Consider the following 19,059-nt stretch of genomic DNA (forward strand, 5'->3'; position numbering starts at 1 on the left):
TCACTGCTCGATGAGAACGAGCACGTCGCCGATCTGGATGGTCTCGACGGACTTTCCTTCCAGCATGAGGGCCTTCTCCAGCTGGAAGAACTCGGCCGGAACGGTGAGAGTCTCTCCGTCCGCCTCGATCTCCAATGCGCCGGACTCGAGCCTTGCAGCTGCATCCTTGACATCCATCGCCGCGACTGCGGACACGATCGCTTTGGCCTGTCCCTTGTATGCGGGACCGAGCTTGGCGTGCACAGGCTTCACAGCGATGACCTCCTCGGACAGCTTCGCCTCGGCCTCGACCTTGACATCCTTGGCCTTGGTGGTGTCCTTCAAGTCCTGGACTGAGCTCTCGAGGAACTTCAGGTCCTTTCCGACGAACTCCACCATCGCGAGCTCCTGGTTGAGCGGGATCTTCTTCTCTCCCTTCCATGCACGGATCTGGGCGATGACCTCGGCCAGCTTCTCTCCGTCCGCCTCGGCCTGCTCGTCGATGAAGATGGATTTGGGCCAGCAGGTCAGGTGGATTGACTTTCCGCCGTCGATCTGCCTGAGGTGCGACTGGTAGACCTCCTCCGAGATGAAGGGCATCATAGGGGCCAGGAGCTTCATGCTTCCTAGCAGGACATTGTAGATGGTGTACCTGACAGCGTCGTCGTCCCTTCCCTTGACCATCTCGATGTAGTTGTCAGCCAGCTCATGCCAGATGAAGTCCTCGAGGACCCTCATGGCCTTGTCGAACTCGTAGACCTCCATGGAGTCGGTGACCTCCTTCACGGTCTTGGAGTACTTGCTGATGATCCACCTGTCCGAGAGCCTAAGCGAATCGCACTTCTCCGGCACGTCGTGGATGAACTTGGATGCGAACTGGCCGATGTTGTAGACCTTGTTGCATATCTTGCTTCCGCGGATCACATCCTTCTCCCTGAAGGCCGTGTCCATTCCGAGGGAGCATGTGGTGACGTAGTACCTCAGAGCATCTGCTCCGTACTTCTCGAGGATCGGTATGGGGTCGATGACGTTTCCGATCGATGAGTGCATCGGGGTTCCGTCTGGAGCCATGATGAATCCGTGGATCATGATGTTCTCCCAGGGGATCGAGTTCTCGATCTGGTCTGCCCTGAGTATGGAATAGAATGCCCATGTCCTGATGATATCGTGAGACTGGGGCCTGAGGCTCATGGGGAACAGCTTCTTGTGCAGCTCCTCGTCCCTTCCCCAGAATGTGTTGTACAGGGATGATCCGGAAGAGTCCATCCATGTGTCGAACACATCGGTGCATCCGATCATCTTTCCGCCGCACTCGGGACACTTGTCCACAGGGGCATCATCCAGTGTGGGGTCGCAGTAGCACATCTCCTCTGTAGCGCATACGGCATGGCCGCACTTCTCGCACTCCCAAACGGGGATGGGCGTGGCGAACACACGCTGCCTGCTTAGGACCCAATCCCAGCTGAGGGAGTTGGTCCAGTCCTGGAGCCTGACCTTCATGAACTCGGGGAACCAGTTGATCTCGTCCGCCCTCTTGAGGACCTGCTCCTTGAAATCCGTGGTCTTCAGGAACCACTGGGGGACCTGCAGGAACTCGATGGGTGTGTGACATCTCCAACAGATGGAGACCTGCTGCGGGTTGTCCTCCTGCTTGACCATGAATCCCTGATCCTTGAGGTCCTGAATGGCGGCCTCCCTGGCCTCCAAAACAGGCATGCCGCAGTACTTGCCGGCGAGCTCGGTCATCTTGCCCTGCTCGTCGATTCCCTTCTCCATCTCGAACTTGTACTTCATGGTCCATTCGAGATCGTCCTTGTCTCCGATGGTACAGATCATGACGTTTCCGGTTCCGTAATCCATCTTGACCTTGGGGTCGGAGATGATCTTGACCTTCCTGCCGAACAGAGGCGTTACCAGCTCCTTGCCGACGAGCTTGGACTTCTCCTTGTCGTCGGGGTGCACCGCCACGGCCTTACAGGTACAGAGCAGCTCGGGCCTGGTAGTGGCGATGAGCATGTACTCGTCCTTGTTGTCGGCGAAGTAGAACTTGATGTAATTCAGCTTGTTCACGTTGTCCTTGTACTCGACCTCAGCATCCGCCAGAGCGGTCATACAGCTGGGGCACCAGTTGACAGGGAAGTTAGCCTTGTAGACGAGTCCCCTCTTGAACAGGTTGACGAAGGAAAGCTGAGTGATCCTCCTGTAGTAAGGGGCGTCCGTCTGGTAGTAGATGCTGGGGTCCATGGATTCCCCGAGCATCTCATAATCGTGAGTCATCTGCTCGATGAAGCCGTTGGCGAACTCTTCGCAAAGCCTCCTGTACTCCTGTCTAGGAGTGTCGAGCTTGTTGATTCCGTGCTTCTTCTCGACCTTGACCTCGATCGGGGTTCCGTTGACATCGAAACAGAGAGGGAAGAACACGTTGAATCCGTTCATCCTCTTGTAACGTGCTGCGAAGTCGATCATGGAGTATCCGGTCGCGTGTCCAAGATGGAGCGGTCCGGATGTGTATCTGGGAGGACAGTCGATGCTGAAGACAGGCTTGTCTGATTTGGGATCGAAACGGTAGTGCTTGTCGTCCCTCCACACATCCTGCCAATGCTTTTCAATAGAAGCTGAATCGTATGCCATGGCTAACGATTCCGCGTAACCTCTGTTCTTATATAAGCATACGCGCACGTGAGACTGAGGTCAGTTGGTGCGGGACTTGGCCCAGTCCTTCCTGGACAGTACGGATACGCAGGTCACCACTTCGCCTACGTACGGATTCTCGAAGACCCCCCTGTGGTCGAAACCGAATCCGCACTTCTCTTGGACCCTGGCGGATTGGGCGTTGTCATCAAGGGATTGACACCACACCTTCGAAACTCCCTCATCCTCGAATGCGAGACGCAGGACCTCCATGATGGCCTCGGTGGCGTAGCCGTGGTTCCAGTAGCTGCGTCCGATCCAATAGCCCAGCTCGGCGTCCTTGGGGCCTTTCCTGAGGATCTTCGGATCCTTGTCCAGACCTACGCACCCGATGGGCCTGTTCATATTGCGGAGAACGACTGCAAATACCAAAGGCTTCGCGAAAACAGTGTTGATGATCTCCCTGCTCTCCTCGATGGATTCGTGGGGCTTCCACCCTGCCAACTCGCCTATCGAGGGGTCCCTTGCCATCTCATAAAGGGCCTCTGCGTCGGTGACGACCCAAGGCCTCAGGATCAGACGGGGGGTGCTGAGCTGCATGACACCATCCAGTGTGACAGATGATATATCGTTTTGGTTCAGAAATAGGGGTTGCCCCCTTGCGGGGGCTGAATAGTTTTACTTCCTTCTGTTGCGGAAGGATACCTTTGATTCCTTCATGTCGACCACTGCTGCTTCCAGCTTCTTGATCAGGTCCGACATGGTCTTGGTGAGGTCGTATCCCACTTCCTTCATCATGATACCAGTGCCGTTCACGTAGAGCCTGGCGGTGATGCTGTACTTGGGGTTGCCTCCTACCTCGTTGTACCTCGAGACGTGGATGTTGAGGGACTCCGGCTTGTATATCTTGGAGACCTTCGAGATCATGGCCTCGATGTCCTTGTAGATGGCGTCAGTGTAATCCTTCTCGTCATCCTCCAGACCGCTGATCTGCACGAAGAGCATGTCCCTCTCCCTGCATGCGGAGATCAACTCTAGCACATCGTACTCGGTGATCACACCGACCAGTGCATTGCTCTCGACAACGGGCAGGGTGGAGAATCCGTTCTCCACCATTATCGAAACGGCCTCGGCCACGTCCGAATCCCACTCGATGGTCTTCGCACTGGTGGTCGCTATGGACTCAACGGTGATCTGCGATCTTGAGCTCTTCGCCAGGTCCCCGATGGTCTTGTTGTCCTTCTTCCAGTTGTTGTCGATGATCTCCTTCATTCCGACGACTCCGACCACACGGTCGGTCTCATCGATGACTGGCAGCGTTCTGATGTCCTCGTTGATCATCATGTCGAGCGCATCGTCCATGAGGTCATGGACCTTGACGGCCTCGACCGGGTTGGTCATGATCTCCCAGACCTTGATCTCCTTCAGGGCCTTGATGTCCCTGACGATATCGATGATCTTGTTCCTCTGAACCACTCCGATGATCTTCTTCCCGTTCATTATCGGGATCTGTCTGCAGTTGTTGCTTATGAACATCTCCGCGAGCTTGGTTATCTCGAGCTCTACGGTTGCAGTCTGGATGTTGCGTATCAGGTTCTTGACCTTTGCATCCAAAGACACGCTCTTCTTCCTGAGGATCGAGGAATATGTCACTACGCCGAGATAGGTTCCGTTGTCAACTACCGGGAGGTCCTGGTACTTGGTTTCCTTCATCACGGACAGTGCGTTCGCGATGGAGGAGTTAGAATCGATGGTCGGGAATTCTGTGGACATAATCTTCTCGACGGAAATGCCGTCGATCTGCGATCTCAACATGGATAGCTTCTTCAGATCTTCTAGGTCCTTTACACCCATATTTACACCTCGTATATTGAATCGTATTAACGATAATATAAAGGGTGGTGAAAGAAGGTCGATGCTGATCGTACGATAGACGAAAATGTAGATAAATCAACAAAAAAGGGGGTTTTGATCCACCAGGATCTATCGATCTCGGTGAATCATTAAATATCAGAGCTGGTCGAAGGACTTCCCTGCCAGCAGTTCGTCGACGATCCTCGGGGCGTCCGCGATCTTGATGCGTTTCTGCTCCGTGGTGTCCCTGTCCCTTATGGTGACGGTATTGTCCTGCAACGAGTCGTAGTCGACGGTTATGCACCAGGGCGTTCCGACCTCGTCCATGCGGGCGTATCTCCTTCCGATGGTTCCCGATCCGTCATAGTATGCCTCGACCCTGCTGCTGTGGATGCTCTCGTAGATCTGCTTCGCAACGGTGTCCAGACCGTCCTTCTCCATGAGGGGGAAGACTCCGACCTTGATCGGTGCGACCGCAGGGGCCAGCTTCAGGACGACGTAGTCCTCTTTCTCGTCGTAGGTGTACGCGTGCTCCAGGACGGAGTAGAATATCCTGTCGAGCCCGTGGGACGGCTCAATGACGTGCGGGATGACCCTGTCGCCAGTGACCTTCTCGACCCTCTTGACGACTTCGAAGTACTCGCTCGTGAGCTCGATGTCCTCGCCGTCCACCGTGACCTTCAGCTTACCGTCCTGGATGGCAGAGGGCGGGAGTGCGCTGATGGCCTCGGAGATTGCCTTGGCCTTGCCTTTGAACGTGGGGCCCAGGAGCTTGCTGTTGGGGTTGATCTTCTCGACCTCCATCTCCTTGGGCTCGTCGTACTTCTTGAAATGCGAAAGGTCCTGTCCGGAGAACTGGGCATGCCTGGAGAGATCCCAGTTGCCCCTGTCGGCGATACCGACGATCTCGGTCCAACCGTAGGAGAGAAGGACCTCTGCATCCCAGCAGTCGGCCGCATAGTGGGCCATCTCGTCCTTCTCGTGCTCCCTGAACCTGAGCCTCTTCTCATCGATTCCCAGGGACAGCAAGAGCTGCTTTGTCGTGTACACGAAGTAAGCGAGAACACGGTTGGCGATCACGCCCTTCTCCACGGCATCCTTGACGGACATCGTCGTAAGCTTCAGCGTGGTGTTGGGGATGAGGTCCAGCATCCCGTTCTCTATCTCGGGGAATCTGGTCCAGTCCTTGTCCTCAGGGTCGACGAAAAGCTCGACCTCCATCTGGTTGAACTCCCTCATACGGATCATACCCTGCCTGGGTGCGATCTCGTTCCTGTAGCTCCTACCGGTCTGGATGACTCCCATGGGGAGCTTCTCCCTGTTGTAGCGGTACAGGTTGGAGTAGTTGACGAATATACCCTGGGCCGTCTCCGGCCTCATGTATCCGACACGGGCGTTCCCGGGTCCGATGTTCGTCCTGAACATCAGGTTGAACTCCTCGACGGGTCCGAGCTCTCCTCCGCAGGCGGGGCACTTGATCTTGTGCTCCACGAACGCCTCCTCCAGCTGTTTGGGGGTGAGGATGTCGGGATTGTCGTAGAAATCCTTGACCATCTGATCGGCCCTATAGGGGGCCTGACATTTCTGACAGTATGTGATCAGATCAGCGAAATTGTCCAGGTGACCGGAGGCCTTGAAGACCTCCCTGGGGTTGACGGTCTCGGAATCGATCTCGACGAAACCTTCCCTTCCCTTGTATATGGACCTCCACATCTCCACGATGTTGTTCTTCAGGGCGCAGCCCAACGGGCCGTAGTCATACATACCGGCGACTCCGCCATACATCTCGAACGAGGGCCAGATGAATCCCCTGCGCTTGCATACCGACATCAGATCGTTGCTGCTGTTGTCTGCCAAGGGAATCACTTCAGAAGGGCTTTGAGTACATCGACGTCGTAGATCATTCCCTCGAGCTCGTCCTTGGTTCCGTGAACCGGTACCTGTCCGAAGTCGTGGTTGAGCATGACTGTCGCCACCTCTGAGAGAGTGGTCTTCTTGAATATCGTCAGAGGATCGGAGACCATGAAGTCCTTGACCAGCTTGCCCTCCAGGAGGTTGGAGTCCGTGGCCGCATAGAACAGCGGCAGGACGTTCCTGTAGCCTGCGAGGTTGTCCTCATCTGTGATTCCGAGTGCCTTGAGGGCCTCGTCATCCTTGATCTGGTCATCGAAGAGGTCACGGTCCGTGATGATTCCGACCAATACGCCGTGAGCATCGAGCACAGGAAGTGCGGTGACGTCGCTGACCCTCATTGCGGGGATCGTGTATGTCAGAGGCTCCTCTTCGTAAGCTGTGACGCAGGTGGTGTTCATGACATCCTCTGCCGTGAGAGTGGTCTTCATGCCGCTGATGATCTTCAGGAGGTCGGTGGGTGTGATGATTCCGACCAATTTTCCGTCCTCGACGACGGGGAGCCTGTGGAACCTTCTCTCGTAGAATATCCTGGCTGCCTCCTCGATGCTGGTGTCGGGAGTGATCGTGGTGATCTCCTTCTTCATGATGAGCGAGAGCTGGTCCTCCTCGAACTTGCGGAAGATGTCCCTCCTGGAGACAATTCCCATGAGCTGTCCGTCCGACTCGCGGACGACCGGAAGACCGGTCAGCTTGTTCCTCACCATCATGTTGATGGCATCGCTGCGTGTTCCGGGTACCTCGACCACGATGGGTGCGGGCACCATGATGTCTGCTACCGTTTTACTCATTCAGTTAGCCTCCGGGGCTCTTACGACCATGACGGGGCATGATGCGGCTCTAACGACCCTCTCTGCCACGCTTCCCATGAGGAGCTTTGACATTCCGGTCCTTCCCAGAGTTCCCATCACGATTACGTCGTAGTTCGGAGATTCCTCGAGGATCACTTTGACAGGGGTTCCTTCCTTGACGGCCACTGTGACGGGGACGCCTGCTTCCTTCGCCTCATTGAGCACGAAGTCCACTGCCTCCTGTCCTTCCTTCTCCAGCGTCTTGTAGACGTTCATGACCGCTGTGTCCATCGGCATGTTCGTAAGGACTGTCTGGTCCAGAACATACAATGCTGTAATCTCTCCTCCTGTCAACTTGGCCAGCTCAACAGCCTGTTTGATCGCTGGCTTTGTGTATTCGCTTCCATCTGTGGGTACCAGGATCTTGCCGAATGCCATCTCAATCCACTCCTCTCTTGGTTATCGCACGGAACGCTCTTTCAGGTCCTCCCTCGGACATTCCGTTTTCCCAACTGGGAATGACGGTAAGATAGCTGTTCTGTGCTCCTTCCTCCATTTGTTTCGTGCGATATAATAACTTGCCCCCGAAGTTGGAAAGGGCCTTCCAAGCTTCGTTGGGATCGTACCCCTGGATGGTGAGGATCTTAGACAGTTTCGATGCCTCCGAGACGAGATCGGGTTCGCAGAGCATCCCGTTGTCCGTTCCGAGCCCTATGTCAACTCCGTTATCGATCATCCTTCCCACCGGGGATTGCTTCCCGAAGTACCCGTTCGATGTTGGACACACAGCTATGGGCACCTCCGCCTCAGCGCATTTGGCCAGATCGCCATCGGTCGCCTCGCACATATGGACGACGAACGCGGGATCCAATGACAGGATCGAATCGATGTCTTCCCTGACCCTTTCGCTCGCATGGATCGAGAATATCTTCCTATCCCTGCGGACATCGTCCGCGACCGATTCGATGTAGGACATCGGCATGTCGGAGATGCTGGGAAGACCTATTCCGTCTGCGACCTCCAGTATATCGTGGATCTCCTGCGGATCGTATTCCTTCGATACCGGTCTGCCGAGGATTACTGCGTCTTTGCTGCATGCGCGCAGCATCCTGCATCCCTCTACGCCTCCTTCCCTGAAATCTATGAACGAGGCGGAACCGTATGATGCCGACGCTACGTCGAATCTGGAGATGTTGTCCTTCAGACCGTCATCGGTCAGTTCGGCCAGATATCTGTGCTTCAGACCGTTCGGGGGAGCCACCAGTTCCTCGAGAGTCATCCCGGGCTTCACATCGAGGCCGTAATCACCGCAATGGGTGTGCACGTTGACCATGTCCTTGATGAACAATGCTTTGAAATCGCATCTGTCGGGAATGGTGTGCTCAACCTTCGCCACACCTGATTCGCATATCACGGTGCACGGCTCGAACGTTCCGTGCTCCAGGATGAAACCTCCTGCGATGAAATCGGAAACGTTCCTGTCGATGCGCATGAAGGGTCATCGCATAATTGGGATAAAATGTGAACGACTCATGCCCAGTAGGGCTTCTTGACGAACTTGTAGGCCATCATCATTGCAGTGGTGGCCTCTCCGCAAGCGGTCGTTATCTGCTTGTACTTGCCCTCGTAGGAAACTACATCGCCGCAAGCGAATACGCCAGGGCGGTTTGTGGACATGTCGAAGCCGACCTTGACCAGACCGTCCTCCGTAAGCTCGATTCCCCATTTCTTGAGGTCGTCGAGGTCCGCAGATATTCCGATATTGATGACGACCATGTCCGTGGGGATAGTCATCTGCTTGCCCTCTTGGTCGAGGGTCACCGACTCGACGGAATCCTTTCCGTTGATGGACACGAGGTTCGCACTCATGATCGTCTTGACGTCGCTGCGAGTGAGCTCCTTCACGGTGGACTCGTCCGCCCTGAACTCCGCCCTGCGGTGCACGAGCGTGGTCTCCGCGACGCTGTTTGCGATGAGGGCCATGTCGATGGCGCTGTTTCCGCCTCCGAACATGGTGATCTTCTTCCCGACCAGCTCTTCTTTGGCCGGCAGAATGTAGGTCACTCCCTTTCCGAAGAGCTCATCCTCTCCCGGACATCCCATCTTCTTGGGCTTGAAGCTTCCCATTCCGATGGCGATAATCACGGATTTGGCGTGATACTCTCCCTTGGCAGTGACTACGATGAGCTCTTCCTCTCCGTTGTTGATCTCCTCGACCTTCTCGTTCTCCCTGATGTCGCAGCCCATCGATTCGGCCTGTGCATACAGCTTATCGGAGAGCTTCCTGGCCTGGATAGTCTCGAAACCAGGGTAGTTGTGGATACCTTTCTCCGGATAGAGGCTTACTAGCTGTCCACCGACACGGCCGGAATCCAGAAGCAACGTCTCCATGCCCTTAGATCTAGCATAGATGCCTGCTGTCAATCCCGCAGGTCCTGCGCCGATAATCACAACGTCATAGCTCATTGTCCTGCTTAATAAAAATCACCGTATAAAATGGAGTAGGTCGGATGTCGGTCTCTTTTTATCCCTCCCAGAAGCACGCGGTTTATCTATCCCTAGAGCGATACCAAAACTACGGGGGATAAACATGGAAAGATCCGAGATTTACAGCGAGAAGTTGATGAACCTCATCCTAGACACCATCGATGAAGTGATCGTGATACACGATGCAGACCACAACATCCTTTGGATGAATCATGCTGGTGAGCAGGCTTTCGGTATCAGGGTCGACAAGGCTCTGACCATGAAATGCCATGAGCTCTTCAAGAATTCCATCCCCTGTGCCGACTGCGACGCTGGAACCATCGTCATCGGTGAACCGACCAACCCCGTCAGGAAGAAGGTCATTCCCACGACCGGGACCACCGTCGAATGCAAGACCGTTCCCTTCTACAAGGACGGCAAGATGGAGGTCGTTATCCAATGCCTCCGTCCAGTGAAAAACGAGGAGTGAATCTTATGGTAGCTATACCCGAACCCGTTGCAAGGATGATCAAACACCCGGACACGCATAAGGTCCTGACGACAGTGTCGCCCGATTCTAAGCCCCATGCGATCGTCTGTGCCAGCCTTGCACTCTCAGGAGACGATACCATATTGGTGGCCGAGGTTTTCATGCACAGGACGTGCGAGTACCTGAAGACCAATCCCAACGTAGAGGTCCTGGTTTGGCAGGGAAAGAACGGTTATTCTCTCAAGGCCGTCACCACTGGAAGGCTGGTGGAGGGACCTGAGTTCGACAGGATGTCGGCAGCCATGGACAGGTACAACCTGGCAACCGTGGCCGTATGGGAGTTCAAAGTCCTGGAGATCTGGGATGAGAGCGCCTCGAAGAAGGCCGGGGAAAAAGTGGCCTGAGATGGAACCTAGACAATACAAACTTCTGGCAGAGGTAATGATGCTAGTCGGCATCATCGCGGCCTTCTTCGGAGTCGTGCTGATGTACGGCCTCTCTATGAATACGGCCGGCGCTGTCTTACTGATCGTAGGTTGCGCACTCTGCCTGATCTCTCTTCCAGCTTTTATCATCCTGATGATGATCACGGCATCAAAGGAATTGAAATGAAAATGGGGCATAGCCCCGAATGGTTTCAGAACTTGGATCTGTCACGCTCGACAGGCTTGTGCTTGGAGAAGCAGTTCCTGCAATAGACTGGCCTTCCTTCCGTTGGTTTGAAAGGGACCTCGCATTCCTGTCCGCAATCTGAGCATGTGGCCTTGAAGAATTCCTTGGGCCTTTCCCTATCGTTTCTGTAACCGCCGTATGCCATGTGAATCACATCATTTACATCAGATTTGATGCCACATGTATCTGCGACCACGTATATCAATGTCTATCCGATTAGACTAATTTCTAAAAGAATCGTAAAAAATTGCGGGGATCTATCCCCGCTTATTGGCCAGAGATTCAGATATCTCTGGAATTAAGGGCTTTCTTGAGCACCTCGACCTCCTCGTCGGAGAGCGTGATGCCCTTTCCCATCTTGCTTCCATCAGGGGACCATTCCCTGATGTCATACTTGGGTTCCCTTCCATTCCAACTGATCAGATTCAATTCCTTTGTCCAGCCCTTGGATGATTCGGACAGGACAGCGATTTTCTCCGTAACTTCGTAACTAAAGTCTACCATGAGATCAACTGAGCCTGTATTCATTTATTATTATATAAAATAAAAAGAACGCGCGCAAAATAAGGAAACCCTCACCAACCGTGACGGAAAGCCATCCATAAGGACATGTAGACATTGGCCCAGCGCGGTCTGCGCAAAATGGCGTATGCTCCCCTTAGAACAGAATAGCCTTTGGAGAGTGGCTTCACAGCGTCAACGATCTGTGGGCCTGTCCATTGTGAGAATTCCTCATGGGCCGCCATGTAGTGATGGTCGAAGATGACATCCTTGTTGACCCACCTCTGATATTGCGTCAGATCCCCTCTTGAGATGCATTCGGCAGCCTTCTTCCCAGTCAAAAGGGCTATGCCGATGCCTCCGAAGCAAAGAGGATTGGCAAGCATGCCTGCGTCCCCGACAAGACAGCAATTGCCGTCTACGACCCTGCGGGAGCTCCCGGAGACGAAGAAACGGATCCCCCTCTCCGAATAGTCTCCGATATCATCGTTTCCTAAGGCATACCCCTTTGATCTGAGACCATCCTTTGAAGGGAAATCCCATCTGTATGTGCCCGGATACTTATCCGAGACCTCGAAGATCAGGTCTTCCGTATCAGAGTCTCCGGATACCAGGTTGTTGACGATAGGGAAGCACATCTCAGGTCTGACATCGAACAGCTCCTTCCTTACCGCCGAGAAGGCCCCGTCAGCGCCTATTAGGTATCTGCACAGATACTCGCCATCGGCACAAGTAACCACGAAGCCCCTGGGGTCCTTTCTGACGCTCTTTACCGAATCTTTGACGAAGGATGCGTCGCTCAATCCCTTCAATGTACTCAGAAGGCTGTTGCGATCGATTATCCTCCCCTTCACAGGGACATTGATGACCGTGTCTCCGCATATCAGCCTGATCCTGCTGACAGCACGGACGATGCAGTCCTTAGGGATCTCTGATGCGTCGATCATCCTATCGCTAACAGCCTCGCCACATGTGCGATGGTAATGCGAATAGGCATCACCCGACATTCTTTCAATGACTACAACGTCCTTCACGCCTGCCTTCGTCAGGCTATATGCGGCAGAAGCACCAGACAGACCGCACCCAACGATAAGGACATTGCACTCGATCATTAAGGTTCTAATATCGTTGGTTTATAAAATTGAATGCACATTATTGTACTATGAATACAAAGCAGGAGATTGTGGACGCGATCAACCGCGAGAACAAAGGTGCTGCTCCGCCCGCATTATTCACGCAGACAGGAACCACTGAGATGATGTCGGTATGCGGATCATCTTGGCCGGAGGCGAACTACTCCGAGGATGCCATGATCAAGCTCGCTCTTCAACCCTCTGAACTGTTTGGCTTTGCCACCGTGAGGATTCCGTTCGACATGACGGCGGAGGCTGAAAGGCTTGGATGCGAGGTCTTCGAAGGGGACAACAGCAGACAGCCTTCTGTTTCCAATTCCCCTTGTAAGACTGGGGAAATAGGCGATCCGCCGGATCTCATGCCTGTAGACGAGTTCCTTTCCGGCGGAAGACCTGCGATGTACATCCGTACGGCCGAAAGGATCGCCAAAGAACATCCTGATCTCTTCCTTACCTCGTGTACCATCGGGCCCGTAGAATTAGCTGGCCTTATGGTCGGATTCGAAGAATTCATCATGGGGTCTTTCATGAATCCCGACGGGGTCATGAACTGGGTGAAGAAGATGACCCCCTATCAATGCGCCTATGCCGAGGCGCTCTCGGAAGCCTCTGATAACGTCTTCATCATAACGGAGGGTGCAGAGGACGTCATGGATCCCGATACCTTTGGGACCTTCACACCTTACGAGGGGCAAGTCTTCACCAGTATCAAGAACTCTTTCTCCACAGCTCACGTGTGCGGAATAACCGAGAACATCCTAGAGAAGCTTGCAGGATTGGGATCCACCATCCTCTCCGTTGAATCTCACGGAGATCCCCAGTCTGTGTTCGATCGTGTCGGGGACAAGGTTGTCCTGGCAGGAGGCATAGGAGCAATCAGCACACTCTTGCAGGGAACACCAGATGATATCAGAGATGCTGCATGGAAGGCTGTTGATGCCGGATACCCTGTAATCATGTCTGAATGCGGCGTGCCTCCTCAGACCCCTAACGTCAATCTCGAAGCCCTGGCCAAATACAGGGGGTGATCCAATGGATTTCGATCAAGCGATCAAAGAGCGCCATTCTGTTAGACTCTATACGAATCAGAAGATTGAAGGGGATGTCCTCAAATCCTTGGAGGACGAGATAACTCGTGTAAATGAAGAGAGCGGGTTATCGATACGCCTGGTTCTGAACGAGCCCAAAGCTTTCAGCGGACTTCTCATGAAGACGGTGGTCAAGTTCAAGAATGCAGTGAACTACCTCGCAATCAGCGGACCCGATTCAGATAACCTGAACATCGATGCAGGATACTATGGGGAGCGTATTGTTCTCTTCGCCCAGACTTTGGGCCTCGGGACCTGTTGGGCGCTGATGGCCGGAAAAAAGGAATCCAGCAAAGATATTCCCTCTGGACATAGGACAGTCATCCTTATTTCCATAGGCTATCCTGAGGATCCTGGTCGCCCACATAAGAATAAACCTGTCTCTGAGATAGCTGACCTCGAAGATGCTCCTCAGTGGTTCGTGAAAGGTGTTGAGTACGCTATGCTTGCGCCCACCGGAATGAACAAACAGGGGTTCAAGTTCGAAAGGACCGACAATAGAGTCAAGATGATCCATGGATCCAGCACCCTAGCAGAGATAGATGCCGGAATCGTAAAGTTCCATTTCGAGTATGGAGCCGGCAAGGAAAACTTCAACTGGTCTCAATGACCAAATCGACGCCTCCCATGGCGTCGATCTATCCATTATTTTTTAGAAAGTAAAATGGCGAACAGGGAGGGATTCGAACCCTCGGCTTGCAGCTTAGGAGGCTGCCGCCATATCCAAGCTAGGCCACCTGTCCGTTGGATGCCACTATATGAGAGTCGCATAAAAGCATTTTGGTAGCTCACAGACGACTGAACATTGGAGAAAGACTCCCCACTTTGTAGGGAGTGGATGGGTGATGCACGCCCGGTCCTGAAGACCGGGTTAAGTGGTTTTGGATGCGTGTGCCTTTCGGCAAAAATCATATGCGCCTCCGCAATAAATAAACATTAAATTGTAATGATTGTAAATTACGTAATAAATGTTATTATATACCTGCAATGTATTCATACAGATAGGGATGCGCTTTGCAGTCTGGTCGTAAAGAAAGGATAATGGTGGCTTGTGTTACCTTTGAGACAACCAAGGTTACCGATCCGATCTTATTCTATGAGATCAACAGGGCCCACATCATACACTATGTGAGGGACCCGACCAGCCAGAGCAACAACGTGTATCAGGAATTCTACGACCGCGTCAACGAGATCATCAAAGAGAAGTCGCCGCGCCCCGTAGAGATCGTTGAACACGTTGAGAAGGTCTCGGATTTCTCCCTGATGCTGAAGACCGTTCTGGACATCATCCAGACCGAACACTCCACGGCCTTGGAATCCGGAGAGGAATGCGAGATCTATGTCAATATATCGTCCGGTGGGCCTGAATATGCGGCGGCTTCCGCTATCGCATCCATGATGGTCCCCGGCACGATTCCTTTCTCAGTAGGCACCAAGACCTACACTGTGAACGATGAGGGTGTTCGCCGCAACTATTTCATCGACGGCAAACCGGTTGGCCTCACGAAGGAAACGTACGATCCAAGACAGCTGCCGAGCTATTCGATACAGATCCCTGATGAGCGTCTCGTTCGCGGACTTAGGATACTAGATACCCGCAACAACGAAAGGCTCTCCGTCACCAGTGGAAAGATGATCGCTGCCTTGAAGGAAGCGGGTGTTTGGTACAGAGATACCGAAATAAAGGACCCCAACCGCAAATCAACTCAACGCCAAACCGAAGCGGTGTATTATCAGAGGGATTTCATCTGGAAGTGGCTTGAGAATGGATGGGTCGAAAAGGATGATCTCAATTCCAAGTACGTTCTGACCAAAGAAGGACGCAACATCATCAGCACCTTCTACACCGAGTGATCCTCGCCTTTTTTCTTTCCTATTGTAGCATAGGCTCTGAACACGCTCTCAATATACAATAATAACAACAATTACAACAATTACAATTTGATGTTATTATATTTCTTCGCCGATATAGTAATTGCAGCCCCCAAGACTGCAGGTGAAAAAAAATGAGTAGCTACAAGCAGACCCTACTGTCCCCTCTTCCTGCAAGCAGGATCAGAGAGCAGAACTACATGAAGTACGACAAATACGGATGCCGTATCGATCGTAATAGGAACAGAGAGCTGAACACCATAGTGGCGTTCTTCGACTGATGATGGATGGATCAAACTTGTTAGAAACTTGCCCTAAAGGGCGATAAAGAGTTTTGGGGGAGTTGGGGTGCAAACCCCAACGTCACTCTTTCTTGTTTTCCTTCTTTGCAGAATCCCAGACCTGGACAAACTCGACGCGGTCGACTCCGAAGGCTGCCCTCAGGTCGGCGACGATCTTGTACTTGGCGATTGCCCAGTTCTGGTCGAACTTGCAGACCTCGGCCTCGGTAACGACGACCTTGTCCGCCTCAACTGCAACGGCGAATCCCTCGGATGTTCCGGAGGTGAGCTCGATGATTGCGAGTGCCTTTGCCACGTTGTCGGTGATCTCCTCGGTGACTGTGAAGGTGTACTTCAGGTCGTGACCAGCGAGCTGGTTGTTGAAATCGACCTTTACACGTCCTGCTGCGACGGACATGACGACTCCGTTCCTGTTTCCAAGGGAGACACTCATTCCGGGGTAGGGGTTGATCTCCTGCTTGTAGAATTCCTTGAGGGGGTGGAGCTCGATGAGCTTAGGGTTCCTTGCTCCAGCTGCATCCTCGCAGGGGATTGTGATTGTTGTCTCCTTTCCGATCTCTGCCGACTCGATTGCTGTTGCGAGTGCGGGGAAGAGTGTGTTGGATCCGAAGAGGTATGCCATAGGGGCGTAGGTGACCTTCTCGTTGAAGATTCCAGCTTCCTTGGCTGCGTCTGCGTCTGTTGTGTCGTACAGTCTCTCGTCAGCGTCGGCGAGATATGCCTTATAGGAAAGGCGAACGAGCTTCTTTGCGTCTGCCATGATGTTCACCGTGATTGGTATTAACTACCTGCGCCGATAGCGTCGCCTATTAAATAAGTATCGTATAAGGAAAACATCCGCTATGGACATGCTGGATGCTCCCGATGCTTTATCAATAACAATATTGGATTCTGTGCAAAGCCATATAAACAAGGTGTCTATACCATGCAATACTACCTGCCGCCTTTGCATAGCCCGGTAGTGCGGCTGACTTGTAATCAGCAGGTCCTGAGTTCGAATCTCAGAGGCGGCTCCACTTTCTTCAAATCCATCTGGGAACAGCTGGAGCCATCAAAAAAAAAAGACCCCGGAGGACCGGGGAATTGGTTTTACCTCTCTCTGATGATCGTCACGGGGCATGATGCATGAATCATGACCTTCTCGGCAATACTTCCGTTCAGGATCTTCTTCAGTCCAGAGCGTCCATCCGTACCCATGATGACCAGGTCATACATTCCGGATTTGGAGATGATCGTATCGGCAGCATCTCCGGTAGCGATCTCGGTCGCGACATTGACGCCTGCAGCTGAACATTTATCTGCAACTTCCTTTACCACGGACTCTGCATCATAATCGCCGTGCTTGACAGAGAATACTGTCAGCCTTCCATTGATGCGCTTGACGGTCTCGATTGCGATATCGATGGCTGCAGCGTGCGTTCCAGAGACGGGAAGAAGAACTTCCTCGATCCTCTTGGATCCTGATTTCAATGTCAGCACGGGGCAGTACGCACCCTCGATGACTTTTCTCGCAGTTCCTCCGACACGGCCGTATCCAGAACTCTTTCCGGTGACTCCCATGATCAACATATCGACTTCTTTGGAGAGCTCGATTAGGATCTCTTCTGGAACGCCCTCGATGAGCTTGGTATCAACCTCCAGACCGGCCTGCCTTGCTACATGGGCTGCATTCTCGAGGAACATGTTACCTTCAGTCTTCATCCTGAATGAGATCATCGCCCCACCATCGATGTTACCGAATCTGTTGTACTCTGTGACATCAACAACATAGACAAAGGTTATGTGAGAGGCGAAAGTGCCTGCAGAATGAACTGCCAAATCGACTGCCACCTCTGAAAGGGGGCTACCATCGATGGGGACCAATACGTTTTCGAATTTCATCAGTTGACACCCCTGATAATCGATATCAGAACGTATATCGGATTGCGTTGCTACGCTTTTATACGTTGTTAAAACTGGATACATAATAGGTAACAGTTGATTCCAATAGATGCTACCTCATCGTAGAAATACTGAAACGGATATGTTTCCAGCATGAATGGCATCTTTACCTCTGGGAGGGCCTGAGATGGGTTGCAGCGGAGGATCCTGTTCCTCGTGTTCCTCATGCTCTACCGGTGACGGCAGGGACGACAACGAATTGCCGCCAGGCATGTTGGATAGGTACAGCCTTGACCAATCCGTAGCTGATGGCGCCCTTGTCTGGCTTGAGGTCTATCACTGCCCCGACGGGGCCAGGATATCGGATGCCAGCATGCAGGTACTCGACGAGGTATGCAGAATAAACAAGGGACGCACCTTCGCAGTGCTGTTCGGTGGGCCGGAACTGAAATCGTTGTATCCGAAGATCTTCGGTTGCGGTGTGGGAAGCATTTACCACGTCAGAGACAAGGACTCTGAATGCTACGACTCCAACGTCTACTCCATTACCCTCTGCGACATAATCGACCGCGTTTCGCCTGCGGTCGTTGCTATGGCAGCCACGGAAAGGGGTGACCAGCTGGGGCAGAAGATCTCTTCGATGCTGGGCGTGGACCTCAACGCTGGGTGCGCCAAGATTATGATGGACGGCAGGGCCTTGACCACCGAGCCGGCACCGCTCAACCAGTTCATGATCTCCAGAAGGAACAAGTTCCCTCAGGTTGCTACGATCAAGATTGATTCTTATCCTACGCCCGAACCGAAGGATGGTCAGGGTACAGCCATATATTGGCAGACCTGGAAGGATCATTCCTAAAAAAAAGGGGACCGTGCCCGAAGGCACGTAAATGATTGTTATCAGAACCTACTTCCGATCTCGCCAGCCTTGGCAAGGATCTCGGGGTTCTGCTCAGCTGCATGCGGAGGGTTTGCGTCTACCATTGTCACGTTGCCGATGGGTTCGAACTTGAAGTATGACACCATGCGTCCTGTGATCTGGTTGGCCAGGTCCTCTGCTCCAGAGGATCCTGCGGTAACAATTACTGCAAGCTTCTTGGGTGTGATGTTGGGGTTGAAGGATCCGTCGATGAAACTGAAGAACCTGTCCTCCAGAAGCCTGTACTGTCCTGTGGGCTGTCCGAAGTAGACGGCTGTCGAAAGGATGACTCCGTCAGCTTCCCTGATGGCGTCGAGAACGGGGGTAAGCTCATCCTTGAGAACGCACTTTCCTGCCTTCTTGCATCCCATACATGCGATGCATCCCCTTCTGTCCTTGAGCGACGCAACGTTGAAGACCTGGACATCGTGTCCCTTTCCCTTCGCTGCATCGACCATGGCATTGAGGATTGTCTCGGAGTTGGCTCCTTTCCTGGGGCTCGAAACCACTGCTACGATCTTTGACATAATGTAACCTCGTCCTTTTGAGAACATGGAGGTATTTAGTTTTCC

At 53.1% G+C, this 19,059-nt stretch carries 22 protein-coding genes and 2 tRNA genes; 9 read left to right on the top strand and 15 right to left on the bottom strand.

Translation table 11 applies throughout. The features are described 5' to 3' along the window. From PED39_07615 to PED39_07650, 8 genes are all read right to left on the bottom strand, one after another. Entirely contained in the window at positions 1-2,610 is a 2,610-nt protein-coding gene (locus PED39_07615; GenBank protein ID WII07450.1) for a valine--tRNA ligase, read from the bottom strand. Between the two features lie 60 nt (positions 2,611-2,670). Further along, a complete protein-coding gene (locus tag PED39_07620) occupies positions 2,671-3,210 on the bottom strand; it encodes a GNAT family N-acetyltransferase (GenBank protein ID WII07451.1) in 540 nt (179 codons plus the stop codon). A 78-nt stretch (positions 3,211-3,288) separates the two neighbouring features. Next, the gene (locus tag PED39_07625; GenBank protein ID WII07452.1) at positions 3,289-4,464 is read right to left on the bottom strand and encodes a CBS domain-containing protein; all 1,176 of its coding nucleotides are present in this window, start codon (positions 4,462-4,464) and stop codon (positions 3,289-3,291) included. 156 nt (positions 4,465-4,620) lie between these two features. Beyond that, positions 4,621-6,321 carry a glycine--tRNA ligase gene (gene glyS / locus PED39_07630; GenBank protein WII07453.1) on the bottom strand — a complete coding sequence of 567 codons (1,701 nt, stop codon included), beginning with the start codon at positions 6,319-6,321 and terminating at the stop codon, positions 4,621-4,623. 5 nt (positions 6,322-6,326) lie between these two features. After that, positions 6,327-7,166, bottom strand: coding sequence for a CBS domain-containing protein (locus PED39_07635; protein ID WII07454.1), 840 nt, complete (start codon positions 7,164-7,166; stop codon positions 6,327-6,329). Beyond that, positions 7,167-7,604, bottom strand: a complete 438-nt coding sequence (locus PED39_07640) for a universal stress protein (GenBank protein WII07455.1) — start codon at positions 7,602-7,604, stop codon at positions 7,167-7,169. A gap of 1 nt (position 7,605) precedes the next feature. Further along, on the bottom strand, positions 7,606-8,658 hold the full coding sequence (locus PED39_07645; GenBank protein ID WII07456.1) for a deaminase: 1,053 nt from the start codon (positions 8,656-8,658) through the stop codon (positions 7,606-7,608). Between the two features lie 38 nt (positions 8,659-8,696). Next, positions 8,697-9,632 carry an NAD(P)/FAD-dependent oxidoreductase gene (locus tag PED39_07650; GenBank protein WII07457.1) on the bottom strand — a complete coding sequence of 312 codons (936 nt, stop codon included), beginning with the start codon at positions 9,630-9,632 and terminating at the stop codon, positions 8,697-8,699. A gap of 124 nt (positions 9,633-9,756) precedes the next feature. On the opposite strand from PED39_07650, the gene PED39_07655 reads away from it, so the two are divergent. Genes PED39_07655 through PED39_07665 form a run of 3 tightly spaced genes read left to right on the top strand, consistent with a single transcriptional unit; the run spans position 9,757 to position 10,734 of the window. After that, a complete protein-coding gene (locus PED39_07655) occupies positions 9,757-10,122 on the top strand; it encodes a PAS domain-containing protein (protein ID WII07458.1) in 366 nt (121 codons plus the stop codon). Between the two features lie 5 nt (positions 10,123-10,127). Beyond that, positions 10,128-10,526, top strand: coding sequence for a pyridoxamine 5'-phosphate oxidase family protein (locus tag PED39_07660; GenBank protein ID WII07459.1), 399 nt, complete (start codon positions 10,128-10,130; stop codon positions 10,524-10,526). Between the two features lies 1 nt (position 10,527). Continuing rightward, positions 10,528-10,734, top strand: coding sequence for a hypothetical protein (locus PED39_07665; protein WII07460.1), 207 nt, complete (start codon positions 10,528-10,530; stop codon positions 10,732-10,734). A 25-nt stretch (positions 10,735-10,759) separates the two neighbouring features. Here the strand turns inward: PED39_07665 and PED39_07670 are convergent, their stop codons facing one another. From PED39_07670 to PED39_07680, 3 genes are all read right to left on the bottom strand, one after another. Then, positions 10,760-10,939, bottom strand: a complete 180-nt coding sequence (locus tag PED39_07670; GenBank protein WII07461.1) for a hypothetical protein — start codon at positions 10,937-10,939, stop codon at positions 10,760-10,762. Between the two features lie 137 nt (positions 10,940-11,076). Continuing rightward, positions 11,077-11,298 carry a YdbC family protein gene (locus tag PED39_07675; GenBank protein ID WII07462.1) on the bottom strand — a complete coding sequence of 74 codons (222 nt, stop codon included), beginning with the start codon at positions 11,296-11,298 and terminating at the stop codon, positions 11,077-11,079. A 71-nt stretch (positions 11,299-11,369) separates the two neighbouring features. After that, positions 11,370-12,407: an NAD(P)/FAD-dependent oxidoreductase gene (locus PED39_07680; GenBank protein WII07463.1), complete on the bottom strand. Its 1,038-nt coding sequence runs from the start codon at positions 12,405-12,407 to the stop codon at positions 11,370-11,372. Between the two features lie 50 nt (positions 12,408-12,457). On the opposite strand from PED39_07680, the gene PED39_07685 reads away from it, so the two are divergent. After that, entirely contained in the window at positions 12,458-13,456 is a 999-nt protein-coding gene (locus PED39_07685; GenBank protein ID WII07464.1) for a hypothetical protein, read from the top strand. Between the two features lie 4 nt (positions 13,457-13,460). Beyond that, positions 13,461-14,126 (top strand): hypothetical protein, encoded by a 666-nt coding sequence (locus PED39_07690; GenBank protein WII07465.1) that lies wholly within the window; start codon positions 13,461-13,463, stop codon positions 14,124-14,126. A gap of 55 nt (positions 14,127-14,181) precedes the next feature. Here the strand turns inward: PED39_07690 and PED39_07695 are convergent. Beyond that, positions 14,182-14,259, bottom strand: a tRNA-Arg gene (locus PED39_07695). Between the two features lie 298 nt (positions 14,260-14,557). On the opposite strand from PED39_07695, the gene PED39_07700 reads away from it, so the two are divergent. Both PED39_07700 and PED39_07705 read left to right on the top strand, forming a co-directional pair. Beyond that, entirely contained in the window at positions 14,558-15,370 is an 813-nt protein-coding gene (locus tag PED39_07700; GenBank protein ID WII07466.1) for a DUF6293 family protein, read from the top strand. 152 nt (positions 15,371-15,522) lie between these two features. Continuing rightward, positions 15,523-15,669, top strand: a complete 147-nt coding sequence (locus PED39_07705; GenBank protein WII07467.1) for a hypothetical protein — start codon at positions 15,523-15,525, stop codon at positions 15,667-15,669. An 82-nt stretch (positions 15,670-15,751) separates the two neighbouring features. On the opposite strand, the gene PED39_07710 is transcribed toward PED39_07705, so the two are convergent. After that, a complete protein-coding gene (locus tag PED39_07710; protein WII07468.1) occupies positions 15,752-16,450 on the bottom strand; it encodes a peptidylprolyl isomerase in 699 nt (232 codons plus the stop codon). 179 nt (positions 16,451-16,629) lie between these two features. Here PED39_07710 and PED39_07715 point away from each other — a divergent pair. Next, a tRNA-Thr gene (locus PED39_07715) sits at positions 16,630-16,706 on the top strand. Positions 16,707-16,779: 73 nt separating this feature from the next. On the opposite strand, the gene PED39_07720 is transcribed toward PED39_07715, so the two are convergent. Further along, positions 16,780-17,571 (bottom strand): universal stress protein, encoded by a 792-nt coding sequence (locus PED39_07720; GenBank protein WII07469.1) that lies wholly within the window; start codon positions 17,569-17,571, stop codon positions 16,780-16,782. 187 nt (positions 17,572-17,758) lie between these two features. Between PED39_07720 and PED39_07725 the strand changes: the two genes are divergently transcribed. Next, on the top strand, positions 17,759-18,427 hold the full coding sequence (locus tag PED39_07725) for a hypothetical protein (GenBank protein ID WII07470.1): 669 nt from the start codon (positions 17,759-17,761) through the stop codon (positions 18,425-18,427). A 41-nt stretch (positions 18,428-18,468) separates the two neighbouring features. On the opposite strand, the gene PED39_07730 is transcribed toward PED39_07725, so the two are convergent. Next, positions 18,469-19,014 carry a flavodoxin family protein gene (locus PED39_07730; GenBank protein ID WII07471.1) on the bottom strand — a complete coding sequence of 182 codons (546 nt, stop codon included), beginning with the start codon at positions 19,012-19,014 and terminating at the stop codon, positions 18,469-18,471. Positions 19,015-19,059 lie beyond the last annotated feature (45 nt).

Source organism: Methanomassiliicoccales archaeon LGM-RCC1 (assembly GCA_030168575.1).
Classification (GTDB): Archaea; Thermoplasmatota; Thermoplasmata; order Methanomassiliicoccales; family Methanomethylophilaceae; genus Methanoprimaticola.

Excerpts from the sequence above, each read along its gene's own strand:
- PED39_07705 (WII07467.1), top strand. The coding sequence starts at position 15,523 with ATGAGTAGCTACAAGCAGACCCTACTGTCCCCTCTTCCTGCAAGCAGG.
- PED39_07690 (WII07465.1), top strand. The coding sequence starts at position 13,461 with ATGGATTTCGATCAAGCGATCAAAGAGCGCCATTCTGTTAGACTCTAT.
- PED39_07635 (WII07454.1), bottom strand. The coding sequence starts at position 7,166 with ATGAGTAAAACGGTAGCAGACATCATGGTGCCCGCACCCATCGTGGTC.
- PED39_07675 (WII07462.1), bottom strand. The coding sequence starts at position 11,298 with ATGGTAGACTTTAGTTACGAAGTTACGGAGAAAATCGCTGTCCTGTCC.
- PED39_07660 (WII07459.1), top strand. The coding sequence starts at position 10,128 with ATGGTAGCTATACCCGAACCCGTTGCAAGGATGATCAAACACCCGGAC.
- PED39_07700 (WII07466.1), top strand. The coding sequence starts at position 14,558 with ATGGTGGCTTGTGTTACCTTTGAGACAACCAAGGTTACCGATCCGATC.
- PED39_07725 (WII07470.1), top strand. The coding sequence starts at position 17,759 with ATGGGTTGCAGCGGAGGATCCTGTTCCTCGTGTTCCTCATGCTCTACC.
- PED39_07680 (WII07463.1), bottom strand. The coding sequence starts at position 12,407 with ATGATCGAGTGCAATGTCCTTATCGTTGGGTGCGGTCTGTCTGGTGCT.
- PED39_07685 (WII07464.1), top strand. The coding sequence starts at position 12,458 with ATGAATACAAAGCAGGAGATTGTGGACGCGATCAACCGCGAGAACAAA.
- PED39_07625 (WII07452.1), bottom strand. The coding sequence starts at position 4,464 with ATGGGTGTAAAGGACCTAGAAGATCTGAAGAAGCTATCCATGTTGAGA.
- PED39_07665 (WII07460.1), top strand. The coding sequence starts at position 10,528 with ATGGAACCTAGACAATACAAACTTCTGGCAGAGGTAATGATGCTAGTC.
- PED39_07670 (WII07461.1), bottom strand. The coding sequence starts at position 10,939 with ATGGCATACGGCGGTTACAGAAACGATAGGGAAAGGCCCAAGGAATTC.
- PED39_07730 (WII07471.1), bottom strand. The coding sequence starts at position 19,014 with ATGTCAAAGATCGTAGCAGTGGTTTCGAGCCCCAGGAAAGGAGCCAAC.
- PED39_07640 (WII07455.1), bottom strand. The coding sequence starts at position 7,604 with ATGGCATTCGGCAAGATCCTGGTACCCACAGATGGAAGCGAATACACA.
- PED39_07645 (WII07456.1), bottom strand. The coding sequence starts at position 8,658 with ATGCGCATCGACAGGAACGTTTCCGATTTCATCGCAGGAGGTTTCATC.
- PED39_07620 (WII07451.1), bottom strand. The coding sequence starts at position 3,210 with ATGCAGCTCAGCACCCCCCGTCTGATCCTGAGGCCTTGGGTCGTCACC.
- PED39_07615 (WII07450.1), bottom strand. The coding sequence starts at position 2,610 with ATGGCATACGATTCAGCTTCTATTGAAAAGCATTGGCAGGATGTGTGG.
- PED39_07710 (WII07468.1), bottom strand. The coding sequence starts at position 16,450 with ATGGCAGACGCAAAGAAGCTCGTTCGCCTTTCCTATAAGGCATATCTC.
- PED39_07650 (WII07457.1), bottom strand. The coding sequence starts at position 9,632 with ATGAGCTATGACGTTGTGATTATCGGCGCAGGACCTGCGGGATTGACA.
- PED39_07655 (WII07458.1), top strand. The coding sequence starts at position 9,757 with ATGGAAAGATCCGAGATTTACAGCGAGAAGTTGATGAACCTCATCCTA.
- PED39_07720 (WII07469.1), bottom strand. The coding sequence starts at position 17,571 with ATGAAATTCGAAAACGTATTGGTCCCCATCGATGGTAGCCCCCTTTCA.